Genomic DNA, 17203 nt, shown 5'->3' on the forward strand with positions numbered 1-17203 from the left:
GATATTAATAAATCCAAAATTTCAAATAGATTAAGCCAATAGAACACAATAAAATTTAAATACGATTACCATACTACTTTATACAATTTTAATCCACTTTTATGAATTTCGCTCTTTACAATTGAATATCCGTAGATTCAGCAAATATTTTTGCTTTTTATTCAGACAAACTATCGTAAGCAAAAGCGCTTATTCATAAGCTTTATTTTTATGAAACGATAATCTAATGCTGCTTTTCAAACAAGCATCATAATTATATTCCCCTACCCTCATATTGCATCTATTCTTGCACTTAAATAACCCATTAAGAGGATTATGTACTCTTTCTTAAATACTCCCTATTAAACTCTTCTCATGACATGCAAATAAATGATCTTTATCAAGATGAGAGAGCTCTATTCAATAGCGCTCATGATAAATGATTATCAATAAAATTAAAACTTTAGCAAATAAAACTTTTTCTTTTATGAAAAGAACGATCATTTAAAAACTTATTTTTAAGATTCTTAAGTATAGATTTCATTCACTTAAAAAATTAAAGAGTTATCATTTCTTCTTGGAACGTGTCGCAAAAGGATTATCAGAGGCGCGTAATGATATGCGAACGGGTATACCAGACATATCAAATGTTTCACGTAACCCATTGACAAGATAACGCAAATACGACTGAGGCATACTTTTGGGGCGCGAGCAGGAAATCATAAATCCAGGAGGACGTGTCTTAACCTGTGTGATGTATTTAACCTTAAGTCGACGTCCAGAAACCGCAGGAGGTGGATGATGTGCCACAACAGTTCCAAGCCATTGGTTCAATTTAGCCGTCGAAATGCGACGATTCCATACACGGTGCATCATCATGACATTTTCCATCAGTTTATCAATCCCTTGACCATATTGTCCTGATAAAGGAACAGCTCTCAAACCACGAACTTGAGGAAGAAATCGCGCACATTTTTCATGCAAATCAATCAATGTGGTCTGACTGTTTTCAATAAGGTCCCACTTATTGAAAGCAATAACTGGAACACGCCCTTCACGAATCACAAGATCAGCAATTTGTAAATCCTGCTTTTCAAAAGGTATCGTTGCATCAAAAACAATGACCACCACTTCTGCAAAACGAATAGCACGCAAAGTATCTGCAACAGATAGTTTTTCTAATTTTTCTTGAATTCTTGACTTTCGACGTAAACCTGCAGTATCAAAAAGTTTAATATGACGACCACGCCATTCCCAATCTACAGAAATAGAATCACGCGTGAGTCCTGCTTCTGGTCCTGTTAACAATCGCTCTTGTTTCAACATACTATTGATAAGAGTGGATTTTCCTGTATTGGGACGCCCCGCAATTGCAATCCTAATGGGCTTACTTTCATCGTAAATAAGCTCCTCTTCTTCCAAATCCTTTACATCATCACCAACAGATGCAGGTTGTATCATTCTATCTTCTTCTTTGTTGTTGCCAAAAACATGCTCTGACCCAACAGCATCTATAATTGCATCACGCAGATCACTAAGTCCCAAACCATGTTCAGCCGATATTGGGCATGGCTCTCCCAAACCTAATGACCACGCCTCATACTCTCCTCCTGTTGCCGCTCTTGACTCAGACTTATTGGCAACAAGCACAATTGGCTTTCCTGATTTGCGAACCAATGAAGAAAAATTTAAATCACTTGGTGTTATTCCGCTCTTTGCATCAAATACAAATAAAATAAGATCCGCTTCATCAATTGCAACTTTTGTATGAGAACGCATACGCCCCTCAAGTGTATGATCACCTGCTTCTTCCAGCCCAGCCGTATCAATCACATCAAAACGTAGATCTTGAAGTTTTGCCGCATGAATACGCCGATCACGTGTTACACCAGGCTTATCATCAACCAAAGCCAATTTTTGCCCAACCAAACGATTAAATAGTGTTGACTTCCCAACATTGGGACGACCAACGATAGCAATGGTAAGGCTCATCGATTTATTCCTTATTTGCCTTGCCCTCAGCTTGTATAAGCTCAAGCATCATTCGAGCCCGATCTGTTATTTTTAAACCCAAAGAACCTTCTTCAGAAATTTTCTTAAAATAATAAACCGCCTCATCCATTTTATCCGCCTTATAAGCAGCTAAGCCTAAAGCTTCTCTTGCAGACATACGCATAGGATCGGTATCACTTGCCATATCTTTGATGCGCTTTTCAACATCAGCTAATGTCCCTGTATCAACCAGAATATAAGCCGCCCGAATTTTTGCAACTTTCTGCAAAATCTGCGGTGCTTTCTCATCCGCTGCAACAGAATCAAAGATCTCCACTGACTTAATAATATCACCTTTCTCCATGAGTAAAGAAGCCTCACGTAAACGAGCAAGAAAAGGATACCCCCCAAAATGAGAGGTTTTAACAGTTTCTAATTGCTTTATCGCTTTATCAAAATCACGTGTATCCGCAAGATCAAGACTCTTTACAAATGCATCACCAATATAACCAGCTTTCTTTATTTGTGTATGATGATAAACTTGATAAGCAACTATCATGAATATAAAAAGAACAGCCGCTCCAATAATTGAAAAACCATACCGTCTCCAAAAAGCAAGCGCCTTTTCCTGACGAAATTCTGCATTCACTTCAGCAATAAAACTATCATACGACATATATCATACCTTGAAAAAAGTTACTTCACCTGTGCTTTTACGCATAAATGGATAAAGATGGTAGCCCTAATTAACTAAAAATCTTTAAATTGCTCGTTTATTTATTTTAAATCAATATGTAGCCAATTCAATCAGATTTTTGCAACAGTCTTAATCGAAAATGATGTAAGCACCCTGTTTGTTCACATTACAGCTTTTACATATTATGAAAAATTCACTGCCTTAATATTTATCATGATTGCCTATCATCTCAAGCGAACTTTCTCTCCATTATATAGAGGAATAATCTTTTAAAGTCTTCAACCGCAATCGTTGGTTGTATTGGATTATACAATTATAATAGAAAAACCAATTCTTGAAAAAACTTGAATAAACAGTAAATTTCCATGAATATCTACTAAAACCAAATAGATAAATTTTTATCTGTATCAAAAATACCGAAGCGCCATGATTACAGTGTGGTATAATTCCAAATCTTCAGTTAAAGCTCTATATATAAAGTATATCCCTTCAACTTATCTTCATACGATTAACAACCTTTTATAATTGATTCTTAAAGTTTCTAAAAATATCCTATTGTAAGGGCCAAACCCACATAAGCATTGGAACAGCAATAATAACGATCAACACCGCCAATGGAGCACCTAAACGTGGATAATCACTAAAACGATATCCTCCTGGCGCCATCACGAGCATATTACTTTGATGTCCAATAGGTGTAAGAAACTCACAGCCCGCACCAATTGCAACAGCCATCAAAAAAGCTTCAGGCTTATAATGAAGGGAATGAGCAAAACTTGACGCAATTGGTGCTACCATCATCACTGTTGCTGCATTATTCAAAAATGGCGTGACCAACATAGCTGTCACCAACATAAGCGCTAAAGCACCGGATGGCGGGAAAAATATTGCCAATTGGCTCAGCCATTGACCAATGAGATCCGTACATCCTGTTTTCTCTAACGCTTCACTCACTGGAATAAGAGCCGCTAATAGCACTAATATTGGGCCATCTAATGCCTGATACAGATCACGCGCGGGCAAAACACGAAAGATCACCATTGCAGCAGCAGCAGAAAAGAAAGAAAAAGCAACTGGAACAATATGAAAAGCTGTAAAAATAATTGCTATAAATAAAACAGCTAAAGAGATGAAACCATGTCGTAAATTTCCAAACACAATATTTCGTTTTGCTAGGGGCAAGCATTTCAATTCTCTTAATAAATTTGGAATGACTGCATCCTGTCCTTGCAAAACAATCACATCTCCAAGATGGAAAATAATATCATCAAGTCTTCCCCGCACCCTTTCATGTTGACGACTTAACGCAAGCAAATTTACATTATAGTGATCAAATAGGGAAAACTCTTTCGCACTAATACCAATAAGAGGTGAATTATGGGTAATGACTGCTTCAATAATATCAATGTCACTGTCCTTATCACCTGCAGCAATAGTTCGCCCCTTAGAAAACTCTAAACGAGCAGAGTTCATCACGCTATCTAACCCTGTATGTGATCCTTCCAGTAAAATAATATCATTTTCAGACAAAACAAAATCTGGTAATGGTGAAATAGATACTTTGTTTCTGATGATTTGAATCACCATAACATCACCACTTGATGGCTTAACCAAATCAACAATATTTTTTCCCACAATCGGTGAATTTATTGGAATATGCACTTCTGCAACATAATTACGAATATCAATGGCATCATCAAATGATACACCTGAACGCACACGCACAGGCAAAAGCCAATAAAAAAGAACCAAATATACAACACCAGCCGTCGCAACAACCGCACCAACTGGTGTAAAATCAAACATAGTAAAAGGTGTTCCTGCTAAACGTTCTTGCATCGCTGAAATAACAACATTGGGAGATGTTCCTATCTGTGTCATAAGCCCCCCCAACAAAGAACCAAAGGCCATGGGCATCAAAAAGACAGAAGGAGAAACCTGAGAACGACGTGCAAACTGAAAAGCTATCGGAAGCATAATCGCCAAAGCACCAATATTTTTAACAAACATTGATAATACGACAACAGAAAGAACCAAAAACGCTAATTGAAGACGCACCGATTTCACGTCTGGCCATATCCGTTGAATAATAAATTCCATTATACCAGAGCGAGATACAGCCGTACTGACAACAAACACACTCCCCACGATAATAACGATATCATTACTAAAACCGCTAAAAGCTTCCTTCGGACTGACAAGACCAAGGGCACAAGCTGTTAATAAAGTACAAATAGCAACAAGATCATAACGAAATCGATCCCAAATAAAAACAACCATCATGAGACCAATGATCGAAAAAGCCATTATTTGATTTTCTGTCATAACACTTACCTCTCCCCATTAAATTATAATGAACAAGAACATATTTTTTATGTTTTAAATATTCCTATAAACAGCAGCAAGATAAAAGCAGACATCGGAATATTTTAGGATAATTTTAAAGTGATAAAAAATTATGATGCGCATAAACTTGCCTCTCCTTATTATGCGTGCTTTTCTATAAAGTGCTGAACCCAAAGAAAATTGATAAAAGTTGATAAAGCTATATTGCAAAAAAGATGAGAATAACTCTAATATAGAGAGTAGATAATTGTTGAAACTGGTACACGCTATATTTAAACCTTTGTCGTTGCTTAAAAGAATTTATCTTCACTCTCAATTCAAAGAGTGATAAAAATGAAAGAAGAAAGAATGGTCAATCTTAATAGTGGGTATCAAAGTAACCTCAGATATTGGCTCACTTGCATTATTGGATTTGTTGCTATCTTGGCAATTATAATTGTTGGTGGATTTTATATTGCAAAACCCTATCTTGACAGTTTTGTAAGAAAAGAAATAACCCGTCATTCCATAAAAGCCGAAACATCTGAAGTAAGCATTCTAGGTAAAATCAATTTGAAGAATGTGACAATACCTGTTCCAGCTGGTACATCACTTAAAATTGGTGCCATTTCTGCCCGTCCTCCTCTTTCCTTTATTCCCGGAACTTTTACATTTTATAATGTTGATTTAAAGCATAATAATATTCATGTGCAAATTCCCCAAATTTCTCTTCGGAATGTATCCTTAAAAGAAAAAGATAGAACGATAACATCACGTCTTTTACAATCAATGATGCGTATTGAGCTTTCCTCAATTATTGCTCCCAATATACAACTTTCTATAGAGAATAAAAATAACCGAACAGAAACGGTTGAAATCAAGAATTTCCAGCTTTCTGATTTTAGAAATAACCATATCCATTCAGTTAGTATCAAAAATATGGATCTTAAAACGGTCGTAGCAAATGGTGCCAAACAGATGCAACTTATGGCTAAAAGTGATACAATAAAAGCCCATGATATCGACATCAACTATGCCTACTCTATCATTTTTGGAAAAAACAATGCTCTCAATCAAGGTAAAACCGTTACTGGCCCCATTTCTTTGAATAATATAAGTGTCGATATTTTTGAAGAAGCAGAAAAAAACAGCTCTTTCTTCCTTGGGCAGTTTAAAACATCTGGTTTAAAGATGAAACCGCTTGAGCAAACTCCTGAAAAATTAATCAAAGCTTATCTTAATGCGAGAAAAGAGAATAATAAAATCGCTGAAAAAGTAGCACAAAATGGTCTTCTTCTAAACATACTGCTCGCCATTACCTCAGCGGATGCCAAAGTTGATAATATCACCGTTGATATACCGCAGTTGAAAGCAACGCTCGAATCATTCCAATTCAAACCAAGTTTGTGGAAACAACCTATCCCTAAAAAGCTTTTTCTTTCTCTCAATAACCTTTCCGTTTTACCTAAAAAAATGAATGAAAAAGACTTAGAGTTCTTCAAAAATCTGAACTTTGAGCGCTTTAATGTTTCAGGAAAAATTGATATTTCTTACGATGAAAAAAAACGTATGCTCTTTCTTGATACAATGTCTTTCAATATGAAAAACGTTGGATCTGGGAACATATCGGCTAAGGTTATTGATGTTGATGAAAAGCTTTTTTCTGGTCAGAAAAATATAATGATTGCTGCGTCTCAAGACCTTGGCATCAATGAAATTGATATACAATATACGGATGCAGGTTTCATTGATAAGCTTTTTTCTTATCTTGCGCAAAATCTTAATGACAGCCAACATGATCTAAAAAAGGAACTTTATGACGATTTCTATCTAATGATGACGCAGACTCCAAAAATTCTGCTAAAAAATCATGACGAAGCAGAAAAAATTTCAAAATCCTTAGGAGAATTTGCTAAAAATCCACAAACATTGATCGTTAAAATTAAAGCAAAAGATAATAAAGGTCTCGCAATAGTTGATCTCGAATCTGCTCTACAAAATGATCTATCTAAGGCTTTAAGCAAAGTACATCTCACTATTAAAAATGAAGCGTCGCGTTAAACATTTTGTGCTTTAAACATGATGATCTTGTCTATAAATTAAGAACTTTATTCCTCTTTTTTCTTTTGTATGATACAGAAGGTATCATACAAAGTCATTTATACAGAGAGTATAGAATCTAAAATTGACGATGCTTGGAGTTGTTCATGTCTGATTTATCTTCAAATCGCCTGCCTAATCGCGCTTCTCGTGTCACTAATCAAGCGCTTTCTGCTATCGAGCGTTTTCTCCATATTGAAGCTCTTAGTGGTGTTGTTCTTTTATTAGCTGCTGCTTCTGCACTTATTTTTGCCAATTCTAAATATGCTGCTTTCTATGAATCTTTTTGGCATACACCTCTTGGCTTTAATTTGGGTCATTTCACTCTTTCATGGGATTTACATTTCTGGGTTAATGATGCCCTTATGACTATTTTCTTTCTCGTCGCAGGAATGGAAATTCGACGCGAAATTCATGAAGGGGCTCTTGCCGATTTTAAACAAGCAATCTTACCAATTGTTGCTGCAATAGGGGGCGTTTGTGTTCCTGCAATTATTTACTTTATCTTCAATTTTAACGAGGGACATATCCGCGGTTGGGCTGTGCCAACAGCAACAGATATTGCCTTTGCTCTAGGTATTCTTGCTCTTCTAGGGAAAAAAATTCCTTCTAATCTTCATATTATTCTTCTATCATTAGCAATTATTGACGATATTATCGCTGTTCTTATTATTGCTTTTTTCTACTCAACAAACATTGATCCTAGCGGTTTAATGATTGCAGGAGCGGGTATTGCTTTGGTACTATTTTTTCAGTGGATCGGGCTTGCATCAGCATGGCTTTACATTTTACCTGGTGCAATCATTTGGTGGGGTTTAATGGTAACAGGCGTTCACCCATCGCTTGCTGGCGTAATCTTAGGGATGATGACTCCCGTTCTTCCTACCCGTACTCTTGTAGCGCCACTCACCATGCTCAGTAACGCTATGCAAATTCTTCAAGAAAAAAATACAAAAACAGATCTGCATCATATTTCAACAGCATTGAAAAAGATGCGCAAAGGACAACGGGCCATGATCGCCCCAGTAACACGTGTTCAAAAAGCATTGCATCCATGGGTTGCATACGGTATCATGCCAGTTTTTGCCTTCGCAAATGCAGGAGTAAGTTTTGCAAACTTTGATCTTTCTTCTGACAAATCATTCTTGATTGTTCTGGGTGTTGTCATTGGTCTTTTCATCGGTAAGCCTCTTGGTATTATCACTGCCAGTTATATAGCTGTAAAATCAGGGCTATGCCGCCTCCCCCCTCATATGACCTGGACAGGCGTTTTACTCATTGGTTTTTTAGCAGGAATTGGCTTTACAATGTCTATTTTTGTTTCAATGCTCGCTTTTAAAGATATTATTCTGCTTGATGCGGCAAAAATTGGGGTCCTTTGTGGCTCAGGTTTATCTGCCCTTATCGGTCTGGGATATGGATTTATTTATATTAAGCGCAATAAAGGAATTTCTCATAGTTCCTAACAAACTAACTGAAAATACATTTTTATGCAGAACTTTTAAAAAGCGATTTCGCTCATTTGTTGGGTTCGGACGATATTTAATGTAAAAGCTGTTGTCTCGCCTCATCTTTACACTTATGAAGGAGAAAACTAACATCATCATACTATTTACGAGCCTCTAATGTTACAACACCTTTGACTCTTAAGAAGACTTATAAGAGATATTTTTATTCCTTTCTTCAATATTCTTTTACTCATGCACCGGCTCCACTCATGGTGTGCACAAAAATGATTTTAATTGTTTCAATATAAAAGGCTTCGTGGTTTCAGAAAAGCTGCCTTTCGTCGGGACTATTATTCACTATAAAGAAAAAATTAATTATTATAAATCAATATCTTATGTTTAATCATACGAAACAGATAAGAATAAGCAAAGTTCAATAATCAGTTAAGTAATTCCATGACTTATTTTTTCCTAATAAATCACCTTCCTCGTTACTGATTTTATTGCGGTATTCTAAATAACTTTAATTTTTATCTTCTTAAAAGCACATTATTTTTGGATAAAAAAATATTTGACTTATCATTATAAATCTTGAATGGAGTCTAAATATCGTATGATTTCCTCATTTCAAATCTGTACATGATGAATCAATCAAGACTATTCTCTTACACGTCACAAGCCGAGGAGAAGTATGGATTATTTGAAGAAAGAAATAAGAATGCTTCATCATATCCATATAAGCGCTGTTCAACAGGAAAACTAAAAATTAAATGATGACGACCAGCTGACACCTTTGATCTAAGTAAAGGAGATGGTGGTCCCCCATAAACTTTACGTTACGCCATCCACAGGCGCCATAATGTGGGGGCTTGGGGAGAGAGATATTTCTTCAAAACAAGCGCGTAAATTGGCACTATAATAGCGTTTTGTTTTACGTGAAAGGCATATACGATTTAAATAACGCAATAAACAAAAACGTGAACCAATGTGTAATATCCATTATTTAAAAGATATTGCTGTCAATGCCTTTGAAAGTTGTAAAGCAGAATTAAAAGGAAGTTGTAAAATGGAAGTTGGTTTTCACTTTTATGGCTTCATATTCTCACCCAATTAGGTTTTATCTCCATTTCAGAAATTACCCCACCAGGTATACGCAACATCCTTATTCCTATCTGGCATACAAAAACAGGAGTTGCTCGTAGGCCCCTTATCCGTCTCAATATACCATCAAATATGCATCTGCACTGACATTAGATATTGATACAGGTGACAAAAAACAAAAGATTTATTTGGAATAACAACGTCATAACATCACTACTAGATTGACAATGGAGTGGAAAAATATTCCCGTTTTTTATCATCGACACATCGCTTGTCTCACTCCATGAAAGAATTAAACTTGAAGCATGCTTCCATAGGGAGCGCTCTAGTTTACGTAATTAACTCGCGGGAAAAAAGAAACCCCTAGTCATTTAGACTATTCTAAAACATATGATTGGTGGGAAAATAGAGCATATATATCGTTGTTCTCCCCTTTTCCCGCTCTTATTTGATATTTATTTTCTTTTTGTTTAAAGAGGTCGCTCTATATTTCTTGATACCATAAAATACTCTTCATAGATAATTTAAAAAGCAATATTTCCGAGACTTTCGAATTTATACAACGCTACATAAAATACAAGAAGAGTAAAATAATATGGCTATATTTCTCACAAGAAGAGCTTTACTTACAAAGACCACCATTTGCAAAATATGTAAACATGATAAAAAACTAGCATGATATACTGCAAAAACGAAATAATGTATTTCATGCATGATTGGCAGTATCACACAGAAAATACTTATAATAGAGTAGTTAAGGGAAGAAAGTTAACCTAAAGAACATATGGAGGTATCGAAAACTTTGAAAATCTTAATCATAATTCAAAAAAGAGAAATAAACATGAAAAAAATTTAAGTAATAAAATCATAAAAGCAACACACTATAACATTATCATTAATTTTGATCTATATTTACATGATTTTATGAAAAGTACTTCTGAAGAAGCTATAAACGCATAAGATATAGTAATTTTATAACTTATAGTGCAATATAAATATTATCTATAGAGATATATTTTTTTATTGCCTCGTAATACGGAAAAAATTAAATTTTCAAGATATACATAAAGTCATAAACAATCATTTGATGACAAACTAAACATCTCTAGAAAATACATCATCAATTCTATTTTGGTAATTCCGTCACTAATCTAATGAGCTCTAATTTCTCTAAGATTTATAATATTAAATCTGTATTGACGGGGCTGTCCCTCATGTAACATGCATCTTTTGAATAAACGCAGTGCATTGTTCCTTAGTTCTATTAAGGCTTTTATCGTAAAGACTTCTCCATCCCTCTCTATAGGCTCTAAAACGTCTATAGACGGCATATTTTTTATCCCTTCTTAAACCGTTTTTTACCCAAACATCTTTCTCTTGTAATGTATAAGTGACCATTTTAAATTCATCATGAACAAGTTTAAAATGAGAGAGTCCTGCTGTATTAAATATTCCATTTAAGTTAAAAATATAAATATCCTTAACAAAAATTATTAATATATATTAAAGCTTTACGTTATTGAAACTCTGTTGAAACTAAAAAATACTTATCCCTTATCAAGTGCATAAACAGCATGTAATGTTCTAACCGCAAGTTCAGTGTAAGCACTATCAATCAAAATAGAAATTTTAATTTCTGAGGTCGTAATTGCTTGAATGTTAATACCCTTTTCAGCCAAAGCCTTAAATGCTGTAGCGGCAACACCTGCATGGCTACGCATTCCAATACCAATCACAGATACCTTGGCGAGATCGCTTTCAAACTGGAGAACATCAAATCCAATTTCTTTGCGATTCTTTTCAAGAAGTGTAACGGCTTTTTCTACATCTGATGATGGTACAGTAAAAGTCATATCAGTTTTTGAGCCATCTTCAGAAATATTTTGCACAATCATATCAACATTAATGCTTTCTTCAGCCAAGGGACCAAAAATTGCTGCCGAAATCCCTGGACGATCGGCAAGCCGACGAAGGGAAATTTGTGCTTCATCCTTAGCAAAAGCAATACCAGTAACATTTTGTTGTTCCACAATTTCATCCTCATCGCAAATAAGTGTTCCAGAAGAACTCATTGGATCCTCCATGCCTAACGCATCAGGATCCTCAAAACTTGAACGCACAAAGGTACGAACCTTATGAACCATTGCCAATTCAACAGAACGAACCTGTAAAACCTTTGCACCAAGAGAAGCCATTTCTAGCATTTCTTCAAAAGCTACTTTTGGTAAACGACGCGCTTTCGGCTCTATACGTGGATCCGTTGTATAAACACCATCCACATCCGTATAAATATCACAGCGATCAGCTTGTACAGCCGCTGCTATAGCAACAGCACTTGTATCTGATCCCCCACGCCCTAAGGTAGAAATCCGATTATCCGGAGTTACCCCCTGAAAACCAGCAATAACAGCAACCTGACCTTCCTGAAAACACTCGATTAAAAAAGATCCATCAATATTAGTAATACGTGCACGGCCATGCGCATTGTCTGTATGAATAGGAATTTGCCAACCAAGCCATGAACGTGCATTCACCCCCATTTCTTGAAGTGTCAAAGCCAACAAACCTGAAGTAACCTGTTCACCAGAAGCAACCACAACATCATATTCACGAGCATCTCTATGTATAGAGGAAGCATCACTTGTCCACTGAACAAGTTCATTTGTTTTACCAGCCATCGCAGATACGACAACGGCAACCTCATTGCCTGCATCAACCTCTCTTTTGACATGCCGTGCAACATTATGAATACATTCAATGTTTGCTACAGATGTTCCACCAAATTTCATGACAATGCGCGCCATTAATAACACTCTTACCTTTACATCTCTTATCTCAAACAGTAATGAGAATTAGATGCTGTATCAACTAACCATTTTCTCGACATAGCGAATATCTATCATTTGTGCAAGTTTCATTATGATTATATTAATTTCTCTTGACTTTGTATAAAATCTACTTGACCTGATCATTAAAAATAAAAGGAAGGCAACATGATCGATGAAACACAAACAACTATTGATCAAAGTGAAATTGATCACTTTTCACGTATTGCTACAGAATGGTGGAATCCACAAGGAAAATTTCGACCTCTTCACCAATTTAACCCAACACGCCTTGCTTACATCAGAGAAAAAATCTGTTTAGAGTTTAATCGTGACCCTTCTTCACTTACGCCCTTTCACAATTTGAAAATTCTTGATATTGGCTGTGGAGGAGGCTTGTTATCTGAACCAATGGCACGTCTTGGTGCTATGGTTGTAGGCGTTGATGCTGCACAAACAAATATTGAAGTCGCAAAAACCCATGCTGCTCAAAATGACCTTTCCATTGATTACCGCACGACGACAGCAGAAGTACTTGCCAATGAAGGAGAAAAATTTGATATTATCCTTAATATGGAAGTTGTTGAACATGTCGCTGACGTTAATCTCTTCATAGCAGCTACAGCAAAAATGTTGAAACCACAAGGGTTGATGTTTGTCTCAACACTCAACCGCACATGGAAAGCATGGGGGCTTGCTATTGTAGGCGCTGAATATATTCTACGTTGGCTTCCTAAAGGAACCCACGATTATAAAAAATTCCTAAAACCTCTAGAACTTAAAAATTTCTTATCAAAAAACGCTCTGACTGTCATTGATGAGATAGGTATTACTTATAACCCTTTAAACGACAGCTGGAATCGCTCAAAAGACATGGGTGTTAACTATCTCCTTCTCGCAAAAAGGTCGTAAGGATATGTAATTTACAAATATTATATGCCTTGTAATAAAGAATTCAGCTTTCCCTCAGCCTCTAAAGCATAAAGATCATCACAACCGCCAACGTGATAATCACCTATGAAAATTTGTGGAAATGTATTACGTCCATTTGCACGCTGTACCATTTCTTGGCGAAGGGATGTGGAAGCATCAATATCTGTATACTTTACGCCTTTTTTATTAAGAAAATCACGTGCTTTTGTACAATAAGGACAGTTAGGGCGTGTATAAATTATTATCTCTTTCATAGTATTATCCTCCAATGTTTTTTAATAATATTCATTTTAAATTCCTCTTAAGAAGAGGGAAAAATAGAATCTTCTTTGAGAACACGCGAAAATGTTAGCACATCAACCTGTCGTGCACCTGCATCTTTTAATGCAGCAGCAGCTGCTGTAACTGTTGCACCCGTTGTAAATACATCATCAATCAGCAAAACAGAACATCCTTTGAGATATTTTTTAACTTTATGCGAAACCTTAAAAGCATTTTTTACGTTAAGTTTTCTCTCTCTTGAAGAAAGACTAACCTGCGGACGGGTATGCCGACAACGAACAAGCCAACTCGGTTTTAAAAGCTTTTTTTGTGATGCTGCAATATAACGTGCAAGCTCAGCAGATTGATTATAACGCCTCTCCCAAAAACGACGAAAATGCAATGGAATGGGAATAATAACATCACAATCATCAATAACCTCGCGTCCAGCAAACATCATCCAATTGGCCATAAATGATGCCAATTCTATATGATCACCATATTTTAAGCGCGTTACTAAAGTTCGTGCAAGCCCTTTATGAACAATGACTGAGCGAACACGTGAAAAAGGATGGGAATTACGGAGTGCTTCACCACTAAGAAAACCATCCCCCATATCACAAACAAAAGGAGTCCCCATAACAGGACAATAAGGTTTCGTAATAAATTGAAGGTCTTTCCAACATTCGGAGCAAATCGTACCATAAGTAGAAACATTTTGCTTACATCCAGGACAAATTGGTGGATAAAGCATCGTTTTCAAGCGTTCAACGAACTTACTTAGTATATCCCCGCTATTTAACGCCGCTTCTCGAAAATACAACATTATAAATTTAGGCTTTTACAAGTTTCCCTCAGAACAAAAGTTCCTTTGTATTTCCTCAACTTATAATTTTAATTCCTTTAAAAACTCTTACCTTCTATAAATTTATTTCTTTCATATTATAAACTTGACAGAGCTTGCACAAATAATGAACCTTTTCAAAATATATTCTTTCATAGATCGAAAGTGTTCTACAATATGTCGCATCCTTTAATTTTTGATCATAACCGCATTGAACAATTCCGAAAACGTGCCTTTCAAAAAGCAAAAAAAGGATGTGACTTTTTACTCTCTCACATGGCAGAAGATCTCTATAAACGCCTTAGCACTGTTGATCGCCTCTTTACATTAGCTCTCGATTTACACAGCCATACAGACCTTGCTGCGCAAGCTTTAATGAAATCTGGAAAAGTTTGTTCTATAGAACGCATTGAAACCGATCCGCTTTATCAAAGCCATGATAAAAAATTTCATTTACGTCATCGAGAATTTCTTGATTTACCTCAAAGTTACTGTGACCTTATTGTTTCACTTCTTTCATTACAATTGACCAATGATACCCCTGGTGTTCTAAGCCAGATAAAAAATACTCTTAAACCAGATGGCTTATTTCTTGCTGTTATGGCAGGAGCTGGTACATTAAGAGAATTGCGAGAAAGCCTGCTGCAAGCTGAAAGTGAAATTTATGATGGAGCAAGCCCTAGGGTCTACCCTTTTGCCGACATTCGTGATGCAGGCGCTCTTTTACAGCGTGTTGGCTTTGCCCTGCCTGTAGCAGACGTTGAAGATATCACAATACGTTATAATACAATGTTTGACCTTATGCACGATCTTAAAGCTATGGGAATGCAAAATGCACTCATCAATCGTTCACGACACCCTGTATCCAAACGCTTTTTTCTCCGCGCAGCTGAAATCTATGCACAACGATTTAGTGATCCTGATGGACGTATTCGTGCACATTTTTCTTTCCTCTGGCTCTCTGGTTGGGCTCCTCATCCCAATCAACAAAAACCCCTCCAACCTGGTTCAGCGCAAATATCTCTTACAGATGTTTTACAGCCCAAAAAAATATGATCTAAAATTATTTTTTAAAAATACTTTTATCTGTTGTCCGTAATATTTGACTGGTGACCGTTCCAGCTATCATTGAATCGCTCACGTTTAGAGCAGTACGTCCCATATCAATTAGCGGTTCAATAGAGATAAGTACAGCAACCAAAGTAACAGGAAGCCCCATAATTGGTAACACAATCAATGCAGCGAAAATAGCACCTCCCCCCACACCAGCAACACCAATAGAACTCAACGTTACAACACCAATAAGCGTAGCAATCCAAGTAGGATCAAGAGGATTAATACCCATAGAGGGTGCAATCATGGTCGCAAGCATCGCTGGATAAAGACCAGCACAACCATTTTGTCCAATTGTTGCCCCAAAAGAAGCTGCAAAACTCGCAATGGATTGTGGTACACCTATCCACTGTGTTTGCGCTTCAATATTCAAAGGAATACTTGCAGCACTTGAACGACTGCTAAAAGCAAATGTTAAAACTGGTAAAACCTTTTTGAAAAAACGAAAGGGATTAACCCCAGAAATACCAAGCAATACACCATGAATTCCAAAAATTAAAATAATACCGACATAAGAAGCAATAATAAAAACCAGTAAATTTAAAATATCTGCAATACGCGATATTGCTCCTACTTTCGTCATAAGTGCAAAAATACCATAAGGCGTCAAAGCAATCACAATACGGACTAACCGCATAATCCACGCTTGTGCCACTTGAATAAATAAAAGCGCGTTTTCCCCTTTTTCTGGCTCATCTTTCTTTAAAAGAAGAACCGCTGCACCTAAAAATGACGCAAAAATCACAACACTGATAATTGACGTACGTTTAGCTCCACTCAATTCAGCAAATGGATTTTTAGGAATCATAGAAAAAATCATCTTTGGTATATTCATATCTCCAAGTTGAGAAATATGACCTTCAAGAATAGCAGAGACATTTTGCCCTTCATGCACCAAACCATTTGCTGTTAATCCAAAGAAATTAACCACAAGCACGCCAACCAATGCTGAAAGAGCCGTTGTAAAAAGCAATATTGAAATTGTTATTATACTCATCTTTCCAACAGCATAAACAGAATGTAAATGAGCAACCGCTGAAACGATAGAGACAAAAACCAGTGGCATAACAATCATTTGCAACAATAAAATATAGCCTTCACCGACAATGTTAAACCATTCAACGGATTTCAATAAAGTGCCTTCACCCTCTCCATAAACAAACTGTAAAATACTTCCAAAAATCAAGCCAAGGATAAGCCCTAGCATAACACGTAGTGAAAGACTCCATTGCATTTTCTTACTTTGAGAAACCAATAATAAAAAAATAACAAATAGAAATAAATTGACGAAAAAATTAAATGTCATTGTCTATGCTCACTATTATTATGGTTGACATAAATAATCTGCATAATTCAAAATCAATGCATGATATTTAAAATTAACCTATAAAGCTTACAAGGCTTTTACAAAATCATTATTTTTTTAATTTATAGATTAAAAGAGAATTTTTTATCTACTAATAACTGTTTAAAGAAAATAAATAAAATTATTTTTTTATTCTTTAAATTTTCACTCTCATAAAATAGTTAAAAAAGAGAAATATAAGCAACATTCATTGCATCTTAATACTGAATAATTACAGCA

General features: G+C 35.9%; 11 protein-coding genes. 4 read left to right on the forward strand and 7 right to left on the reverse strand.

What is annotated here, in order from left to right; translation table 11 throughout:
- Positions 1-546: 546 nt before the first annotated feature.
- From der to ACFILT_RS07980, 3 genes are all read right to left on the reverse strand, one after another.
- The gene (gene der / locus ACFILT_RS07970) at positions 547-1971 is read right to left on the reverse strand and encodes a ribosome biogenesis GTPase Der (RefSeq protein ID WP_375629773.1); all 1425 of its coding nucleotides are present in this window, start codon (positions 1969-1971) and stop codon (positions 547-549) included.
- A gap of 4 nt (positions 1972-1975) precedes the next feature.
- The gene (locus tag ACFILT_RS07975) at positions 1976-2647 is read right to left on the reverse strand and encodes a tetratricopeptide repeat protein (RefSeq protein ID WP_375612087.1); all 672 of its coding nucleotides are present in this window, start codon (positions 2645-2647) and stop codon (positions 1976-1978) included.
- Positions 2648-3220: 573 nt separating this feature from the next.
- Positions 3221-4993 carry an SLC13 family permease gene (locus tag ACFILT_RS07980; RefSeq protein ID WP_375678280.1) on the reverse strand — a complete coding sequence of 591 codons (1773 nt, stop codon included), beginning with the start codon at positions 4991-4993 and terminating at the stop codon, positions 3221-3223.
- A 354-nt stretch (positions 4994-5347) separates the two neighbouring features.
- On the opposite strand from ACFILT_RS07980, the gene ACFILT_RS07985 reads away from it, so the two are divergent.
- Entirely contained in the window at positions 5348-7054 is a 1707-nt protein-coding gene (locus ACFILT_RS07985) for a hypothetical protein (protein ID WP_375678281.1), read from the forward strand.
- Between the two features lie 146 nt (positions 7055-7200).
- On the forward strand, positions 7201-8559 hold the full coding sequence (nhaA, locus tag ACFILT_RS07990; RefSeq protein ID WP_375618444.1) for a Na+/H+ antiporter NhaA: 1359 nt from the start codon (positions 7201-7203) through the stop codon (positions 8557-8559).
- Between the two features lie 2630 nt (positions 8560-11189).
- Here nhaA and ACFILT_RS07995 read toward each other — a convergent pair.
- Positions 11190-12446, reverse strand: coding sequence for an aspartate kinase (locus ACFILT_RS07995; protein ID WP_375679857.1), 1257 nt, complete (start codon positions 12444-12446; stop codon positions 11190-11192).
- Between the two features lie 189 nt (positions 12447-12635).
- Here ACFILT_RS07995 and ubiG point away from each other — a divergent pair, with 189 nt between their 5' ends.
- Positions 12636-13379 (forward strand): bifunctional 2-polyprenyl-6-hydroxyphenol methylase/3-demethylubiquinol 3-O-methyltransferase UbiG, encoded by a 744-nt coding sequence (gene ubiG, locus ACFILT_RS08000; RefSeq protein ID WP_273790390.1) that lies wholly within the window; start codon positions 12636-12638, stop codon positions 13377-13379.
- Between the two features lie 20 nt (positions 13380-13399).
- On the opposite strand, the gene grxC is transcribed toward ubiG, so the two are convergent.
- Both grxC and ACFILT_RS08010 read right to left on the reverse strand, forming a co-directional pair.
- Positions 13400-13654, reverse strand: a complete 255-nt coding sequence (grxC, locus tag ACFILT_RS08005; RefSeq protein ID WP_375675394.1) for a glutaredoxin 3 — start codon at positions 13652-13654, stop codon at positions 13400-13402.
- A gap of 47 nt (positions 13655-13701) precedes the next feature.
- The gene (locus tag ACFILT_RS08010) at positions 13702-14487 is read right to left on the reverse strand and encodes a ComF family protein (RefSeq protein WP_375613539.1); all 786 of its coding nucleotides are present in this window, start codon (positions 14485-14487) and stop codon (positions 13702-13704) included.
- A gap of 195 nt (positions 14488-14682) precedes the next feature.
- Here ACFILT_RS08010 and ACFILT_RS08015 point away from each other — a divergent pair, with 195 nt between their 5' ends.
- Entirely contained in the window at positions 14683-15561 is an 879-nt protein-coding gene (locus ACFILT_RS08015) for a methyltransferase (RefSeq protein WP_375678282.1), read from the forward strand.
- A gap of 7 nt (positions 15562-15568) precedes the next feature.
- On the opposite strand, the gene ACFILT_RS08020 is transcribed toward ACFILT_RS08015, so the two are convergent.
- Positions 15569-16924, reverse strand: a complete 1356-nt coding sequence (locus tag ACFILT_RS08020) for an L-cystine transporter (RefSeq protein WP_375678283.1) — start codon at positions 16922-16924, stop codon at positions 15569-15571.
- Between the last annotated feature and the right edge of the window lie 279 nt (positions 16925-17203).

The sequence above is a fragment of the Bartonella sp. AP7XZML genome, from assembly GCF_042195745.1.
In the GTDB taxonomy this organism is placed as follows: domain Bacteria; phylum Pseudomonadota; class Alphaproteobacteria; order Rhizobiales; family Rhizobiaceae; genus Bartonella.